The sequence below is a fragment of the Micromonospora tarensis genome (genome assembly GCF_016803395.1).
Lineage (GTDB): Bacteria > Actinomycetota > Actinomycetes > Mycobacteriales > Micromonosporaceae > Micromonospora > Micromonospora tarensis.
The window spans coordinates 1-15,812 of sequence record NZ_JAEVHL010000155.1; the positions used below are offsets into that span (position 1 = coordinate 1).

The following is a 15,812-nucleotide window of genomic DNA, read 5'->3' on the forward strand; positions in this document are numbered from 1 at the left end:
ACCGGCGCGCTGACCGACGGCACACCGTTCGCCGCCGCCGAGCTGTGGGCGCAGCGTCCCGTCGTGCTCACCTTCTTCAACTCCTGGTGCACCACCTGCGCCAGCCGTCAGGCCGCCCTCAGCGAGCTTGCCCGCAGCTATCGGGACCGGGTGGTCTTCGTCGGCGTGGCCGGCGCGGACCAGGCCGACGAGGTCCAGGACTACCTACGCGCGCACCGGGTGGAGTATCCGGTGGTCGTGGACGACCAGCAGACGATCTGGCGTTCGTACGCGGTGCGGGAGCCACCGGCCGTGGTGCTGGTGGCAAAGGGCGGCGCTCTGCTCCGTGGCTGGCCGGGTGGCCTGGACGCGCCGACGCTCGACCAGCGGCTGCGCGAGCTGGTGCTGGCCGACCAGCAGTAGTCCCGCCGTGCCGGCCCCTCGGTGCTGCCCGACCAGGGCCGGCCGCCCGGCGGTGCGGGCCGCACCCGTCGAACCACACCCGGCGAAGTTCCTACACGTGCAGGTGGTGGCACCGGCCACCGGCTCGTAGCGTTCGCAACCTCGGATACCTCAAGGAGACTGCATGGCTACAGTGGGAACGCGCTGGCGCAGAGGCGTGGCCGTACTGTCCGCGGCGGTGCTCGCCGCCCTCGGCGCGGCGCCGCAGGCGCAGGCGGCGGACAACCCGCCGTCGATCGTCGTCCAGGACGGCGTCACCCAGCCGGTGTTCGGCTACGCCGACGCCATTAGGGAACGCCTCTTCATCGACTCCACCTTCGACAGCGACAACGACGGTCTGCGCGACATCATCGCGTTCGACCTGATGCGGCCGGCCGCCACCGCCCAGGGGCTCAAGGCCCCCGTGGTGATGGACGCCAGCCCCTACTACTCGACGGTCTGCCGCGGCAACGAGTCCGAGTGCAAGGCGGACCTCGACGGCGACGGACTGCTGGACAAGTGGCCGTTGTTCTACGACAACTACTTCGTGCCGCGCGGCTACGCGGTCATCCTGCTGGACATGGTCGGCACCAACAACTCCACCGGCTGCCCGACCACCAACGCCAACCAGGACAATCTGAGCGCCAAGCAGGCCGTCAACTGGCTCAACGGCCGGGCCACCGCCCGCAACGCCGCCGGTGAGATCGTCAAGGCGGACTGGCACAACGGCAAGACCGGGATGATCGGCAAGTCGTACGACGGCTCGCTGGCCATGGCCACGGCGGTGACCGGCGTGCCGGGCCTGACCACTGTCGTGCCCATCAGCGGACCGACCGAGTACTACGACTACGTGCGCAGCAACGGCGTGGTCACCCGTGGCAACAGTTACGTGTCGTCGCTGGCCAACACTGTCACCAACCCCGAGCGCCGGGACTACTGCAAGCCGGTGCGCGACGCGATAGGCGCCGCCGACGGCGACGAGCACGGCGACTACACGTCCTTCTGGAACGAGCGCAGCTACGTCAAGAAGGTCCCCAACGTCACCGCCAGCGTGCTGCTCTACCACGGCCTCAACGACGACAACGTCCGGCCGGACCACTTCAGCAAGTTCTGGTACGCCCTGGCCGAGAAGAACGTGCCGCGTAAGCTGTGGCTGTCGCAGGAGGGCCACGTCGACCCGTTCGACTCGCGCCGCGCGGTGTGGGTGTCGACGCTGCACCGGTGGTTCGACTTCTGGTTGCAGGGCGTCGCCAACGGCATCATGGACGAGCCGCGGGTGGACCTGGAGCGCTCCGCCGACGTGTGGGAGACCCACGCCGACTGGCCGATCCCTGGCAAGGCCGACACCGAGGTGTTCCTCCAGCCCGGCACCACCGGCGCGGGCGGTCTCGGGCTGGTGCCCACCGCGAAGCCGACCACCGGCGCGTTCCAGGACAGCCGCACGCAGAGCCAGAACACCATGATCCTCAACCCGGACGTGGTACAGCCCAACCGGCTGGCCTTCCTCTCCGCGCCGCTCGCCGCGCCGCTGCACATCTCCGGCACCCCGACCGTGCAACTGCGGGCCATCGCGGACCAGACCGACACCAACCTCGGGGCGATCCTGGTCGACTACGGCACCGACGAGCGGGTCGCGCACCGGGCCTCAGGCGAGGGCATCATCACCCTGAGCACCGAGGACTGCTGGGGCCAGAGCAGCCCGACGGATGACGGCTGCTACAAGCAGACGGCGAAGCGGGTGGCCACGGCCGACTACGAGTTGGTCACCAAGGGCATCATGGACGCCCAGAACCGGCAGTCGATCCGGGTCGCCGTGCCGCTGGTGCCGGGGGAGTCGTACAACTTCAGCTTCCCGCTGTTGCCGGAGGACTACGTCTTCAAGCCCGGCCACCGGGTCGGCGTGATCATCGTGGCCAGCTACCCGCAGTACTCCAGCCAGGCGGACACCACCGCCGCGAACCTGCAGGTCGCGTTGAAGAGCAGCAAGATCGTGCTACCCGTGGTCGGCGGCACCGCCGCCGCGCACGCCGCCGGCCTCTGACCGGCTGATCGACGGGCCGCCCGGCGCGGCTCAGCACCGGGGCGCCCGGCGATCGACCCCTCCGTGGAGGGCTGTCGATCGACGGGCCGCCCCGCTGCGCCGCGCGGCGCACCTGGGTGACTCAGATGGCTGTGGCCGTGCCGGCGGGGCAGATGACGAGCAGGCAGCTCTCGACGCGTACGTCGTCGATGACCGGTCCGAAGGCATCCGCAGTGGTACTGGCGAACTGCAGCACGGTGGCGGCGGAGAGGACGTTGGTGAAGTAGAACGTCCGGTACACGTATCCCATGTCGGATGGTGTGTGGCCGGTGGTGTCGAAGGAGAAGCTGTCGACTGTCTGGCCGTTGGCCGTGACCCTGCCCGTGGCGATGAGCGGGCCGTTGTCCGGGTTGCCGGCGAGGGCGTAGCTCACCCGATAGGTGGTGAGCAGCTTCGTGGGCAGCGTACGGGCGACCGCACCTGGGCTGAACCCGTTGAGGTCGAGTGACTGGTCACCTTCCGCGGCCTGCCAGTCGCGGGTCAGGCCGACGGTGCCGGTGGTGACGGTCCACGAGCCGATCTGCTGGCCGGCGGCGAACTCCGTGAAGTCGCCGCTGATAACGGGATTCTCGAAACCGTCGGTGAAGACGGTGGCCGCCGCGGCTGGACTCGCCGTGAGGGCGGTCAGGACGACGGACAACGCCACCGCCAGCGCCGCTCCGATGACCGTTCGATAAGTACCCGGACGTGTTGCCATGCATGTCCCTCCGACGTGGGCATCGGCTGGGGCGGTTCCGGAACGTCGTGTCGTGGATCGACCACCGGACGCTAGAAAATCGATGCCGATCAGTGACGTTACGGTGACGCCACGAAGGATGGCAAGGCTCTCAAACTCCATCAGTCGGCCAAAATCCGACAGCGGTTGAGTAGCGGTGATTCTTGACAGGTGCCTGGCACCGGCGGCGGCTGACGTCGGACTCATGGCGTTCGCAGGGCTTTTTTCACGCAGGTGCGGATCAAGTTGCCAGGTGGTCGTCACCACGGCGCAGTGAGCCGGGGACGGCCGCGTCTGGGCGGCCGTCCCCGGGGTGTTGCGGAGCGACTGTGCCGAGGTTCAGCGGTTCGCCACCCCGCCGCCAGCCGCCTGGACCCGCTCGAACCGCACCTTGCTCAGCCATCCCGGCAGGTCACTGAGCACGTACAGCTCGCCGTTCACATCGGCGCCGAAGGCCGTTGGCTGGGTGGGGAAGGTGCCGATCTCAGCGGACTCGTAGCCACCAGTGGACTTGGGACGCACGGCGAACGCGCGGGTCGAGCAGTAGTCGCTCGCGATGTAGGTGCCCCGCGCCTCCGGGGTGACGGACCCGCGGTAGACCAAGCCGCCGATGATGGAGCAGTTCTCCGTCATGTAGTGGTCGTACTCGACGATCGGGTCGGTGAGTCGCACGCCCGGTCGGCACTGCGTCTCGTCGAAGACCGGCGTGCCCTCCTTGCAGGACCAGCCGAGGTTCGCGCCCCGCTGTGCCGGGCGGATGTGGTTGATCTCCTCGATCAGACCCTGGCCGACGTCACCGATCCACAGCGAGTTGTCCGCCGGGTCGATGGAGAACTTCCACGGGTTGCGCAGCCCGTAGAGCCAGATCTCCGGCCGGGCGCCCGCGGTGCGGACGAACGGGTTGTCGGAGGGCACGCAGTAGGGCTTTCCGCCGCAGCTGCGGTTGACGTCGATCCGCAGGATCTTGCCGAGCAGGGTGCCGAGGTTCTGGCCGCTCTTGAACGGGTCGTTCGCGTGGCCGCCGTCGCCGGTCGACCAGTAGAGGTAGCCGTCGCGGCCGAACGCCACCTGCCCGCCGTTGTGGTTGCCGTACTCGGCGTGTTCCTGGGTGAGCAGCACCTGCAACCGGTCGGGAGCGCTGATGGGAACTCGCGCCAGCGTCAGCGCGCCGGCCGGCAGGCTGGTGTAGGCCACGTAGAGCATCCCGGTGCGCGCGAAGTTCGGCGCGGGCGTGATGCCGAGAAGGCCGCGTTCGTTGTCCGACGTGTCGATCCGGGCGGTCAGGTCGAGCACCGGTGCGGCCGCCAGGCCGGTGTCGGGGTGGTAGGCGCGGACGGTGCCGTTCTTTTCCGCGATCAGCATCCGACCGTCCGGCAGTCCGGCGATCGCGATCGGGCGTTGCAGGCCGAAGGCCACCTGTTCGGACACCACTGTCAGTTCGGCGAGTGGCGCGGCGCGGGTGTGGGATGTGCCGGCCGAGGCGGTGCCGGCCAGTGGTGCCGGTGGTAACAGCAGCGCGGACATGGTCAGAACGAACAGCCCGGCCAGCATGGTGGCCGGGCGAGAACGCCTTCGCGGCATGGTCAACTCCTCGAGCGAGAGGGGTGGCGGGCGGTTTGGGAGCGTTCCCACATTACATCGAGTCGTCTCAATATCCAACTCGCCGGCCGTCCGCGCCGCGCTTCCGCGGTGGAGATGAGGTCGCGCGGTGGCACGCCCGCGCCCGCTGTTGCCGGGCTGCCGTGCCCATCGTCGTCAATGCGTCCGATCGGCTGTCAGAGGCGGTGCAGGCCCTTTCTCAGCTGGCGGATGACCTGCCACTGTGCTCCGTCTCCAGTGGGGCGGGGGAAGCCACCGTGCCGAAAGACCCAGTTCAGGTACGACACCAGAGGCATGCCGGCCTCGCCGACGAAGTGCGCGTCGGCGGACGCGTCAGGAAGGACGATGCGGTAGGGGCCGCCGCCGCTGACGTTGTTCTTGTGGTAGTGGTCGGGCGAGACGGGCAGGAAGAATGGCTCGTCCTGGTCGTCCTGCCAGGCCTCGATCTCGTCCGCGACGTACCCGCGGATGTCAGCGTCCGGGTAGCGGGAGCCTGCCACTTCGAGCACGAGCGGGTCGGCCGCCGCCGAGTTGGGCCACTGGGGGTGCGTTCCGACCAGCCACACGTCGCCCACGATGCGGATCCACGACGACAACACCATCGGGATGGGGCCGATGCGCTGCTCCAGCCAGTGCAGGTGTTCCTCGGCCCCGGCGCCAGGGGGCGTGTAGGGCGGGGTCGGCGTCTGGTCGTCGTCGTTGTCGTGGAATCGGTAGCCCTGCTCGCGCAGGCGCGCGACAAGCGTTTCGATGTTGCTCCGGGCTCTGCGGGCCATCTCGTCGCACACCGCCTGCGCCTCCGCGGCGAAGGCTGGCTCACGGACGCGGCTGCCCAGCTGCCGCAGCTCATGCCATACCCAGCTTTGTTGGCCGGCGAGATAGCGGTCTACCCAGCCCAGGTGCCCAGTCATTCTGATCATGCTGCCGTAGGTGATCTTCGGGAGCAACGGCTCCTCCGCGGCCCGCCTTCGGCCGGAGGGCGCCAGCGGCGGAGTGGTGGAGTGACGGAGTCGGGATTGCGCTAATGTGCTTGCCATGCCCCGCGCCGATATGGACAAGAATCCACGTGAGGTCGCCACCATGTTCGACGGGGTGGCACGACACTATGACCTGGCTAACACGGTGATGTGTTTCGGGCTGGATCGCTATTGGCGCCGGGAGACGCGTAAGGCGCTGAGCCTGGTGCCCGGCGAACAGGTTCTCGATCTGGCCGGTGGGACCGGTGCGTCGACCGTCGAGCTGGGCCGGTCAGGCGCTTTCTGCGTGTGCGCGGATTTCTCCAAGCAGATGCTCAGGCGCGGACGCGAACTGGGTCGTGACGTCCCGATGGTGGCCGGGGACGGCCTTCGTCTGCCGTTCCGAGACGAAACCTTCGATGCCGTTACCGTGTCGTTCGGGCTGCGTAACATGAGTGACACGCGGGCGGCGCTCGCCGAGATGGCACGGGTCACCCGGCCCGGTGGTCGACTCGTCGTCTGTGAATTCTCGACGCCGTTGTTCGCGCCTTTCCGGGCGGTCTACCAAAACTACATCCCACGGGCGTTGCCCAGCCTGGCCAAGATCGTCTCATCCAACCCCGAGGCGTACGAGTATCTCGCGCAGTCCATCCGTGACTGGCCCGGTCAGCAGAGGCTCGCCGGCACTGTCGCCGCTGCCGGGTGGGAGCAAGTGAGCTGGCGAAACCTCACCAACGGCATCGTCGCGCTGCACCGGGCGACCAAGCCCGCCTGACCGAGGCGGCACGCCGCCGCCCGCCGCCCGCCCCGGCGTGTTCCACCGGGCGTTGCGCTGCCACGTTGCCCGAAGCCGCCCCGAGCGTTGCGCGCTAACACGCGGCCCAAGCGCCTGAAAGGTTGTATCAGCGACTTCGAAGCAGCATTGATGCGTCCTCGTGAGCAGGCAGTACTGCAATGAGTCAAGTCGGTCACAGGTGTTCGGCTGCGATGCTGGTATGGCCGAGACGCGAGGTAACAGGGCCTGTGCGGACGCCGATTGAAAAAAATACGGAAGACGTTCCGAACTTCACCCCCATTGCAGTTATCGGCATCTCCTGCAGACTTCCCCGGGCAAACGATCCAGAGGAGTTCTGGCAGTTACTTCGCAGCGGTGGCAGTGGCATCCGTGAGGTGCCCGGAGAGCGCTGGAATGTCGACAAATACTTCGACGCCGGCGAGCCCGGACCGGGTCGGGTCAATTCTCGATCGGGCGGTTTCCTGGACAACGTCGCCGGTTTCGACGCCGGTTTCTTCGGCATCTCACCGCGCGAGGCGGCCACTCTCGACTTGCAGCAGCGACTCGTCCTGGAGCTCGGCTGGGAGGCACTCGAGAACGCCGGCACGCTGCCCGCCACAGTGCGCGGCACACGTACCGGTGTGTTCGTCGGCGCCACCGCCGGCGACTACGCCGGCCTGATCGACCAGCAGGGTGCGCACGCCTACACCCGCCACGCGATGATCGGCCTGAACCGAGGGCTGCTCGCCAACCGCCTCTCGTACTTCCTCGGCCTGCGCGGCCCCAGCCTGACTGTCGACACCGCCCAGTCGTCCGCTCTCGCCGCCGTGCATCTGGCCTGCGAGAGCCTGCGCCACGGCGAATCCAGCCTGGCCCTCGCCGGCGGCGTCAACCTCAACCTCGCCCCGCACAGCACCGTCGCGGCCGCGCAGTTCGGCGCGCTCTCCCCGGACGGCCGCTGCTACACGTTCGACGCCCGCGCGAACGGCTACGTACGAGGTGAGGGGGGCGGGTTCGTCCTGCTCAAACCGCTTGCCGCGGCTGTGGCGGACGGCGACCCGGTGTACTGCGTGATCCGTGGCAGCGCCCTGAACAACGACGGCGGCGGCCCCGGCCTCACCGCGCCGCACCAGGCGGCGCAGGAGGAGGTGCTCCTGCTTGCGTACGCCGCCGCGGGCGTCGACCCGGCCGCGGTGCAGTATGTCGAGCTGCACGGCACCGGCACCCGCCTGGGCGACCCGATCGAGGCCGCCGCGTTGGGCGCGGTGCTCGGTGCGGGGCGTGACCCCGGCATGCCGCTCGCGGTCGGCTCGGCGAAGACCAACGTGGGCCACCTGGAAGGCGCCGCCGGCATCGTCGGCCTGCCCAAGACCGTCCTCGCAGTCCGACACCGCGAGGTGCCTGCCAGCCTCAACTTCGTCACGCCGAATCCGGCTATCGCGTTCGACGAGTTGCGCCTGCGCGTTCAGCAGGAGGCAGGTCCGTGGCCGCGACCCGAGCTGCCGCTGCTGGCCGGGGTCAACTCGTTCGGTATGGGCGGCACCAACTGTCACGTCATCGTGGAGCAGGCGCCTGAGCCGCCGGCGGTGCCGGTCGAGGCGTCGGTGCCGTTGGTCGCCTCTGACCTGGTGCCGTGGGTGGTGTCGGGGAAGTCGCCGGGCGCGGTTGAGGCGGGGCTGGCTGCCCTGGATGGGCTGGACGCGGACCCGGGTGAGGTGGCGTGGTCCCTGGCGACCGCCCGGACCCGTTTTGATCATCGTGCGGTGCGGCTCGCCCCCGATCTGGTGGTGCACGGCCAGAAAGTCTCGAGCGATGGTCGTGTGGTGTTCGTGTTCCCCGGTCAGGGTTCGCAGTGGGCGGGGATGGCCGAGGATCTGATGGCCCGCTCGCCCCGTTTTCGGGAGCACATGACCGAGTGTGAGGCGGCGTTGGCGCCGTTCACCGGGTGGCGGTTGTCGGAGGTGTTGCGCGACCTGGACCGGGTGGACGTGGTGCAGCCGGCGCTGTTCGCGGTGATGGTCAGTCTCGCGAAGTTGTGGCAGGACCATGGGGTGCGTCCGGCGGCGGTGATCGGTCACAGCCAGGGTGAGATCGCCGCCGCGCATGTTGCCGGGATCCTGTCGTTGTCGGACGCGGCCCGGTTGCGCAGCGCCTGGCTGATCAACCCACCGGGCTTCGCGGACGGCGAGAGTCTGCCGGCCGGCCTCGACGCGGCGGTCGACGTGCACGCGGACGCCGTCGCCGAGCACGTACGAGGCCGTCCCGTGGTGCTGGTCGGCTACTCGTCGGGCGGCCTGCTGGCACACGCGGTGACCCGGTGCCTGGAGGACCGGGTCGACGTGCAGGTGGCGGGGTTGGTGCTGCTCGACACCTACCTACCCGGCGACCTGTCCGAGTCGATGGCCCGATCGCTGCACGAGGAGGTGTTCGAGCGCGGAACCGGGTTCGCGGCGACGGACTTCGCCGGTCTTACCGCGATGGGACGCTACCTCGATCTCTTCGCGGGCTGGCAACCAGCGCCGGTCAACGCGCCGACCCTGATCGTCCGACCGGAGCGGCGGGTGCCGGCGCTGCCCGGCGACCAGGGCGACGAGACGCCGTGGCAGGCCCGCTGGAACCTGGCCCACGACCTGCTGACGGTCGCCGGTGACCACTGCACGATGGTGACCGAGTTCGGCGCCGACACCGGTCGCGCGGTACACGACTGGCTCCGGGCGGTTGGCGACCAGAGTTGACGGGTGGCCCGACGGGCCGGTGCCGCCTGCGCGGACAAGCGGAGGCGGCATCGACCGCCGAAAGCCGTCACCAGGTGACAGGTAGCTCCTGCAGACCATAGACGGCCGCGTCCCGGCGGAACGGCAACTCCGCCAGGTCGCCGGCGAGCCGCAGGGTGGGGACGCGCTCGAAGAGCTTGCGGGTGACGATCTGCAGTTCGGCGCGGGCCAGCTGTTGGTCGATGCACTGGTGCGGCCCGTAACCGAACGCGAGGTGCTGGTCCACGTCGGACCGGTCGATGTCGAAGGCGTCCGGGTCGTCGAAGACCGATCCGTCGCGGTTGGCGGCGTCGTAGGCGAGGATGACGCCCTCGCCCGCGCGTACCAGCTGGCCGCCGATCTCGATGTCGGCCACCGCCACCCGGCGCGCTCCGCTCGCCGCCACCGTGTGATAGCGCAGCAGCTCCTCGACGGCCGTCGGCACCTTGTCGGGATCGGCGCGCAGCTTCGCCAACTGCTCGGGGTGCTGGAGCAGGGTCAGGGCGCTCAGCGAGATCATGTTCGCGGTCGTCTCGTGGCCCGCGGTCAGGAGCAGCACCAGCATCGCCACCAGCGCCTCGGGGGTGATCGCGCCGGTCATCAGCTGCTCGGTGACCAGGCGGCTGGTCAGGTCGTCGCCGGGCTCCGCGGCCTTCTTCCCCACCAGTTCGCCCAGGTAGCCGGCGAGTTCCTGGAAGCACGTCATCGCCTGCTCGGCGGTCGCCTCGCGGGAGAAGAGCACGTTGCTGCGGGTCTGGAATAAGGCGTGGTCCTGGTACGGGACACCGAGCAGCTCGCAGATGACGATCGACGGCACCGGCAGGGCGAGCGCCCGGACCAGGTCCACCGGGCGCTCCTCGGTGGCGAGCATGGTGTCCAGCAGGTCGTCGATGATGTTCTCGATGCGGGGGCGCAGTTGCTCGACGCGGCGGTGCAGGAAGTCCTTCGTGATCATCCGCCGGTACGTGGTGTGTTCCGGGAAGTCCATCTCGATGATCGTGCGGGGGACGTCCTGTCGGGTCTCGACGAACGGTGTGACGTGCGGGAACCCCGGCGACGCGCGGATCGCATGAGGCGACGGTCGCCGATCGCGGCGCGCAGGTCGGCGTTGCGGGTGATCAGCCACGCCTCGTTGCCGCTCCACAGCCGTACCTTGCTGACCGGCTCTTCGACGGTGAGATCCCGGAGTCGCTGCGCGGGGTCGAAGGGGCAGGATCCCTGCCGCTCCATGGGATAGAAGGGGGCGGCTTCCACCGTCATCGGCGGTCTCCTTCGTGGAGAGACAGCGTTTTCCTCACGGTAGAAGTCGGCCGGCGGACGTCGTAGCGGAGACTCAAGACGGATGCCGTGGTCGGCTGCCCGATCGACGTGCTCATCGGTGACAGTGACCCGCGTGTCTCGGTCGACGACGCCAAGGCTTGGATCGGTCACACCACCGCCTCCTGTGAACTGCGCGTCTTCCCGGGCGGCCACTTCTACCTGGCCGATCACGCCGCGGCGGTGACCGGGTACATCGCCGCCCGGCTGCTGTGGTGAACCGGGCCCGGCCGCTGCCGAGCCGGTGGCTCAGCCTTCGCGCGCCGGGGGTGCCCATTGCCGGCCGCGGCCGGCCTTTTCTTTTTGTCTCCCGGCTGCCGGCCGGGCCGCCCCGTCGCGGTCCTCGCGCGTCGGAGGTCAGCGGAACGTCCCCAATTCGGGTGCACCGGGTTTTCGTCATTCCCCGCCAGCGCCTCGCGGGAGGATCCTGGTAAGGGGCGTCGAGCGGACGGGTGAACGACACGGCCGCTTCGGACGATTTGCATAGGCGCTCATGATTTCGCCGATATCCGGACAGGGGGGCGCATTCACCATCATCGGCCGAATGGCCAGCGGATCGTGGTTCCTTCGGGCGTCGACCTCGTGCGTCTGTACCTAGACCGGTGGTCGGGGGGATGATTTATCGGGCTCCAGCGATATCGTTCCGGCTCTTTCCGGCCGGTCCAATTCTGCGGATTGTGGTGCAGGTTCGAAGAAAACCTGCGTCCCGACGTCGTTCGATATGTGACATCGCCGCATCGACATTCGACCACGCTCCGGTATAGTGCGACCAATCCCCTTAGCGTGTGCCAGAAAGCGTCTGATCTGCGTGATGACACCTGGGCTGGAAAATGCGTGCTTCGTTGGCCGGCGACCACAGTTGGCGCGTATCGAGAGAGCCCGGGCCGCTGCGCTGAGCCGAGGCCGGCAGGTGGTTTGCGAGGTGGTCGGGGAGCCGGGCATCGGCAAGACCCGGTTCGTCCGCGAGGCCATGGAACGGTGCCCTCCCGCGGTCGCGTGGGCCGTCGGGACGTGCGCGCCGGACGAGCGTGGAGTTCCCTTCCACGTGTTCCGACACGCTCTCACGGAGCGGCGGCCACTCCGACCCGGGCTACCTGTCGGGGGGTGCGCCGGGGAGACCTGGTTGGAGTCCACGGCCACGGTGCCACCTGGGCCGTCGTCGGACGCCCGGCGGTTCCGGACCTTCCAACTGGCCCGGCGGCTGATCGGCCTGGCGGCCCGGGACGGTCTCGCGCTGGTCCTCGACGACCTGCACTGGGCGGACGCCTCCTCCGCCGGTCTGATCGCCCACCTCCTGCGCTATCCGGTGCCCGCCCCCCTGCTGCTCGTGCTGGTCTACCGTCCGCGGCAGATGGCGACCCCGATGCCGTTCGGTCCACCGGATCCCCCGGAACAGACCGACGCGGAGCCGACAGCACACGACCGGATCGAGCTCAGCCCGCTCAGCCTCGCCGAGGTCGCGCCCCTGCACCCGCACATCGACCAGGCGGAGCTGCGCGTCCGGTACGAGGTAACCGGCGGCAACCCCGGCTACCTGGCGGCGCTGCCGGGCGGCCCCGCATCGGGCCGCGCCGACCCGAGCCGGGAAGCCCAGGGCGCCTGGTTGGCCGACACCGTGGTGGCGGTGCTGCGCCGCGAGTGGGCAAACCTGCCGTCCGTCGAGCTGGCCTGCCTGCGGGCTGCCGCGATCGTCGACCCGCCCTTCGCCGCGGACCTGCTCGCCGCGGTCGCGCAGGTGCCGACGTCACACGCGGTCGAGGCCGGCTGGCGGTTGGCCCGGCTCGACCTGATCCGGCGGGTCCCCGGCACCGGACGGTTCGCCTTCCGGCACCCGGTGCTGCGGATGGCGGTCGCCCAGGACACCGACCCGGCGTGGCGGGCGGAGGCCTCCGCGCGGGCGCTCACCGCGCTCGTCGAGCTGGGCGCGCCCCCCACCGACCAGGCCCGGTACGCGGAGCGTCTGCTCGCCCTGCCGAACGGCCGCTGGGTGGAACGCTGCGTCGACGTGCTCTGCCAGGCCGCCCAGGAGATCCGCCGGGAGACACCGGACCTGGCCATCCGCTGGCTTCGGCTGGCGCTGCGGGTGCTGCGGCCGACGGCCGGCTCGACGCGTCGTCGGGACGTGGCACTCGCCCTCGCCCAGATCACCGGGGAGGCGGGCAACCTGGCCGAGAGCCGGGCCCTGCTCCAGGAGATCGTGCCGCTGCTGCCCGCCGACCCGGCGGAACGACGGGGACAGGCGGTCGCGCTCTGGGCGCGCGTGGAACGCCTGCTCGGCAACTACCCGGAAGCGGCGGCGATCAGCCGTCGCGAGCTGGCCGCGCTACCGGCCGGCGCCACCCCCGGCGTCGGCTACCGACTCGCCGCCGAGATCGGCGTCGCCGGCATCCTGGCCGGCCGTCCCGTCGCCGGTCTGCCGACCCGACCACCGAAGACCTTGACGGCTCGCCCCCCGACCGGGCCGGCCTGCTGGCCGTACGCGGCCTGGCCGCCGCGCACGACGGCGCACTCGACGATGCCCGGGGCCTGCTCGACGCCGGTGCCCGGATCGTCGACTCGCTGCCGGACCGGGACGTGCGCGACCACCCCGACTGCCTCACCGCGCTCGGCCTGACCGAGTTGTACCTGGAACGGCAGGCCGACGCGGTGCGGCACCTCGACCGGGGGCTGACCCTCGTCCGCGCCTCGCACCGCGACGACGGGCTCTGCCAGCTGCTGCTCGCCCGCAGTCAGGTCGCCTACCACGGCGGTCAGCTGACCACCGCCATCGGGCTGGCCACCGAGGCGGGCATCGTCGCCCGGCGGATCGGCAGCCACCACCTGCTGAGCTTCGCCCTGGCGTTCGAGGCGGAGGCGACGGCCTGGCGTGGTGGTCCCCGGGACGACGGCCGGGCGGTGGCGCTGGCCCGCAGCGCCGTCGGAATCGCCACCGACCCCGCCACCTGGTGTGGTCGTACCGCCGCGATGGCGCTGGCGGCTGCGGCACTGCTCTCCGGTGATCCGGCGACCTGCGCCGACCTGGTGCGCTCGGCCGGCGGCGACAACCGGTTGAGCCGCCTCCAGACCACCCTCCGGCCGATGTGGTTCGAGCTGCTCTGCGCCGCCGCCCTCGCCGCCGGCGAGGTGACCGAGGCTGAGCGGCAGGCGCGACGGGCGATGGCCGAGGCGGATCAGGTCGGTCTCGCCGGGCAGCGCGGCTTCGCCGAGTTGGCGTACGGCGAGGTGCTGCTCGCCCGTGGCGATGTCCCGGCGGCGATGCGGCACCTGGAGGCCGCCGCCGACCTGTTCCGCACCGGCGGGATGGCGCTGCGGCGCAGCCTCACGCTGGCCTCCCTGGCTCGGGCCGCCGAAGCCGCGGACCAGGCCGGTCGGGCGGCGCGGGCCCGCCGTCGGGCCCTGGAACTGGCCGGCTGGTGTGGGACGGAACGGGTCGCGCTCCGGCTGGCCGCCCGGTCGGGCCGGGCGAGGTGGCCGCGCTGACCGACCGGGAGTGGCACATCGCCCGGCTGGCGGCGACCGGGGCCACCAGTCGACTGATCGGGCGGCAGCTGAACATCAGTCCGCGCACGGTGGAGGCGCACCTGACCCGGATCTACCGCAAGGCGGGCGTCGCCTCCCGATCCGCTCTGGTCGCCTGGGTCGCCCGGCTCGATGACACCGATCGGTGACCGTGCCCCGGGCCGGATGACGTCGTTCGGTGCAACCTCGACCGGCCGGGCAGCACGAGGCCGCGCCGCCCCCGACGTGGTCCGACAGTCGCTCACATACTCGACTGCATCGGGCGCGATTCCCGTGACCGGTGGTGGATGGAGGACGAGATGCTGGGCAGAAGATCCGTCAGGAGCCCGGGTACCCTCGCCGCGCCGGTGCCGTTCGCCGCCGCCGCAACGGCGCTGCTCGTGCTCACCGGCTGTGCTGGCGAGCCGGTCGACGCGGCCACCCCGGCGCCCGCCGGTTCGGCCACGTTTGGTCGTGAGCGGGCCGCGTTGGTGCTCACCGCCTTCGACCAGGCCGACTCGGCCGCCTCGGTGGCCGGTGACGTCGAGGCGCTGCGGACCCAGGAGGTACCGCCCTCGCTGGACCTCAGCATCGCGGCAGTCCGCCGGGCCAGCTACAACCAGCGCCCGCAACCGTCGTTCCAGCACATCAACCCGGCCTTCGCGGTGCCGACCGGTAACCCGGCCTGCTTCCTCGCCACGGCCACCCTCAGACTGACCGGCTCGGAACTGGCACCCACCGACGTCAGCCAGTTCGTGCTCGGCGACGACGGCCAGTGGAAGCTCAGCCACAACGTCCAGGTCACCCAACCCGCACTGGTGGTCGCCCGGAGCATCGACGGCCGGCCGGCCACGGCGGGCGGGACGGCAGTGGACGAGACCACCCGGCGGGCCCTCGCCGCGGAGGTCTTCTCCCGCAGCATCGGATCCACCACGAGCAACCGGTCGCTCGTCGCGTCGAGCCCGCTGCTCGACGGCCAGTTCGCCGGCGGGTGGGAGGTCTACGGGCAGCAGCTTGCCGGTGCCGGCGCGACGGTCAAGCGGACGATGGACCGGGCCGAGTGGTCCGACTGCGCGGTCGCGGTCCCGGCCGGCACGCTCACCTTCCTGACGATCCACGCCACCGACACGCTGCGCCCGGCGCCCGGCGGTCCGGCCACCGTCCAGATGGTGCCGCAGAGCCCGGATCTGATCGCCACCGGTCACCGCGCGACCATCAGCGGGAAGACGGTCCGGGTGACCCGGGTGGAGACCTTCCTGCTGCTGGTACCGGCGCAGAGCACCGGCACGTCGGTGCTGGGGCTCAACGACACCGCGCTGACCGTCACCGCCGACTGACCGGGCACCCACCCACCACATCGCCGCCGACGGCTGAAACCGGTGGCATCACTCGGATCGGACGTCCCCGACCGCGACGATGGCAGCAGCCGTGATCGCCGGCGGGCCGGCGTGTCCCGGTCCGGCCACCAGGCTCGGGAGGAACCATGTGGCGTCCGCGCTTCCGATCGGACTACCTGCCGGTGCGTCTGCCCGACGGCCCGCTGGTGGTGCTGGGGGAGACCCGCAGCCTGCTCATCGACGACCCGGTCGTCGCCGACCTGGCCGACCAGCTCGACGGCGCCGCGCCGCTGGCCGACGTGGTGACGCGGCCTGGCCACCCGGCACCCGGTCGCCGCCGTCGCCGCCGCCCTCGCCCGGCT

The 15,812-nt window shown here is 70.5% G+C and carries 14 protein-coding genes; 10 read left to right on the plus strand and 4 right to left on the minus strand.

Annotation, left to right across the window (positions count from 1 at the left end):
• Positions 1-402, plus strand: a 402-nt coding sequence (locus JM949_RS24295) for a TlpA family protein disulfide reductase (RefSeq protein ID WP_203150621.1), incomplete at its 5' end; no start/stop codon positions are given.
• Between the two features lie 163 nt (positions 403-565).
• Complete coding sequence (locus tag JM949_RS24300; RefSeq protein ID WP_203150622.1) at positions 566-2,461, plus strand: CocE/NonD family hydrolase; 1,896 nt, start codon at positions 566-568, stop codon at positions 2,459-2,461.
• Positions 2,462-2,582: 121 nt separating this feature from the next.
• Here the strand turns inward: JM949_RS24300 and JM949_RS24305 are convergent, their stop codons facing one another.
• From JM949_RS24305 to JM949_RS24315, 3 genes are all read right to left on the minus strand, one after another.
• On the minus strand, positions 2,583-3,479 hold the full coding sequence (locus tag JM949_RS24305; RefSeq protein ID WP_203150623.1) for a DUF642 domain-containing protein: 897 nt from the start codon (positions 3,477-3,479) through the stop codon (positions 2,583-2,585).
• 75 nt (positions 3,480-3,554) lie between these two features.
• Positions 3,555-4,796, minus strand: coding sequence for a PQQ-dependent sugar dehydrogenase (locus JM949_RS24310; RefSeq protein ID WP_203150624.1), 1,242 nt, complete (start codon positions 4,794-4,796; stop codon positions 3,555-3,557).
• A gap of 194 nt (positions 4,797-4,990) precedes the next feature.
• Entirely contained in the window at positions 4,991-5,761 is a 771-nt protein-coding gene (locus JM949_RS24315) for a hypothetical protein (protein WP_203150625.1), read from the minus strand.
• 88 nt (positions 5,762-5,849) lie between these two features.
• Here JM949_RS24315 and JM949_RS24320 point away from each other — a divergent pair, with 88 nt between their 5' ends.
• The gene (locus JM949_RS24320; RefSeq protein WP_203150626.1) at positions 5,850-6,545 is read left to right on the plus strand and encodes a demethylmenaquinone methyltransferase; all 696 of its coding nucleotides are present in this window, start codon (positions 5,850-5,852) and stop codon (positions 6,543-6,545) included.
• A 212-nt stretch (positions 6,546-6,757) separates the two neighbouring features.
• Positions 6,758-9,280: a type I polyketide synthase gene (locus JM949_RS24325; protein ID WP_238433794.1), complete on the plus strand. Its 2,523-nt coding sequence runs from the start codon at positions 6,758-6,760 to the stop codon at positions 9,278-9,280.
• A 67-nt stretch (positions 9,281-9,347) separates the two neighbouring features.
• Here the strand turns inward: JM949_RS24325 and JM949_RS24330 are convergent, their stop codons facing one another.
• Positions 9,348-10,286: a cytochrome P450 gene (locus tag JM949_RS24330; protein ID WP_238433795.1), complete on the minus strand. Its 939-nt coding sequence runs from the start codon at positions 10,284-10,286 to the stop codon at positions 9,348-9,350.
• 359 nt (positions 10,287-10,645) lie between these two features.
• On the opposite strand from JM949_RS24330, the gene JM949_RS24335 reads away from it, so the two are divergent.
• The 6 genes from JM949_RS24335 to JM949_RS24360 all read left to right on the plus strand — a co-directional run.
• Complete coding sequence (locus JM949_RS24335; protein WP_203150629.1) at positions 10,646-10,834, plus strand: thioesterase II family protein; 189 nt, start codon at positions 10,646-10,648, stop codon at positions 10,832-10,834.
• A gap of 592 nt (positions 10,835-11,426) precedes the next feature.
• A complete protein-coding gene (locus JM949_RS24340; protein WP_238433796.1) occupies positions 11,427-13,229 on the plus strand; it encodes an AAA family ATPase in 1,803 nt (600 codons plus the stop codon).
• Positions 13,190-14,095, plus strand: a complete 906-nt coding sequence (locus JM949_RS24345; RefSeq protein ID WP_203150631.1) for a hypothetical protein — start codon at positions 13,190-13,192, stop codon at positions 14,093-14,095. Before JM949_RS24340 ends, JM949_RS24345 begins: the two co-directional genes overlap by 40 nt.
• Positions 14,083-14,283: a response regulator transcription factor gene (locus tag JM949_RS24350; RefSeq protein ID WP_309232305.1), complete on the plus strand. Its 201-nt coding sequence runs from the start codon at positions 14,083-14,085 to the stop codon at positions 14,281-14,283. Before JM949_RS24345 ends, JM949_RS24350 begins: the two co-directional genes overlap by 13 nt.
• A 150-nt stretch (positions 14,284-14,433) precedes the next feature.
• The gene (locus tag JM949_RS24355; RefSeq protein WP_203150632.1) at positions 14,434-15,450 is read left to right on the plus strand and encodes a hypothetical protein; all 1,017 of its coding nucleotides are present in this window, start codon (positions 14,434-14,436) and stop codon (positions 15,448-15,450) included.
• Between the two features lie 146 nt (positions 15,451-15,596).
• On the plus strand, positions 15,597-15,812 hold a 216-nt coding region (locus tag JM949_RS24360), incomplete at its 3' end, for a hypothetical protein (RefSeq protein WP_203150633.1).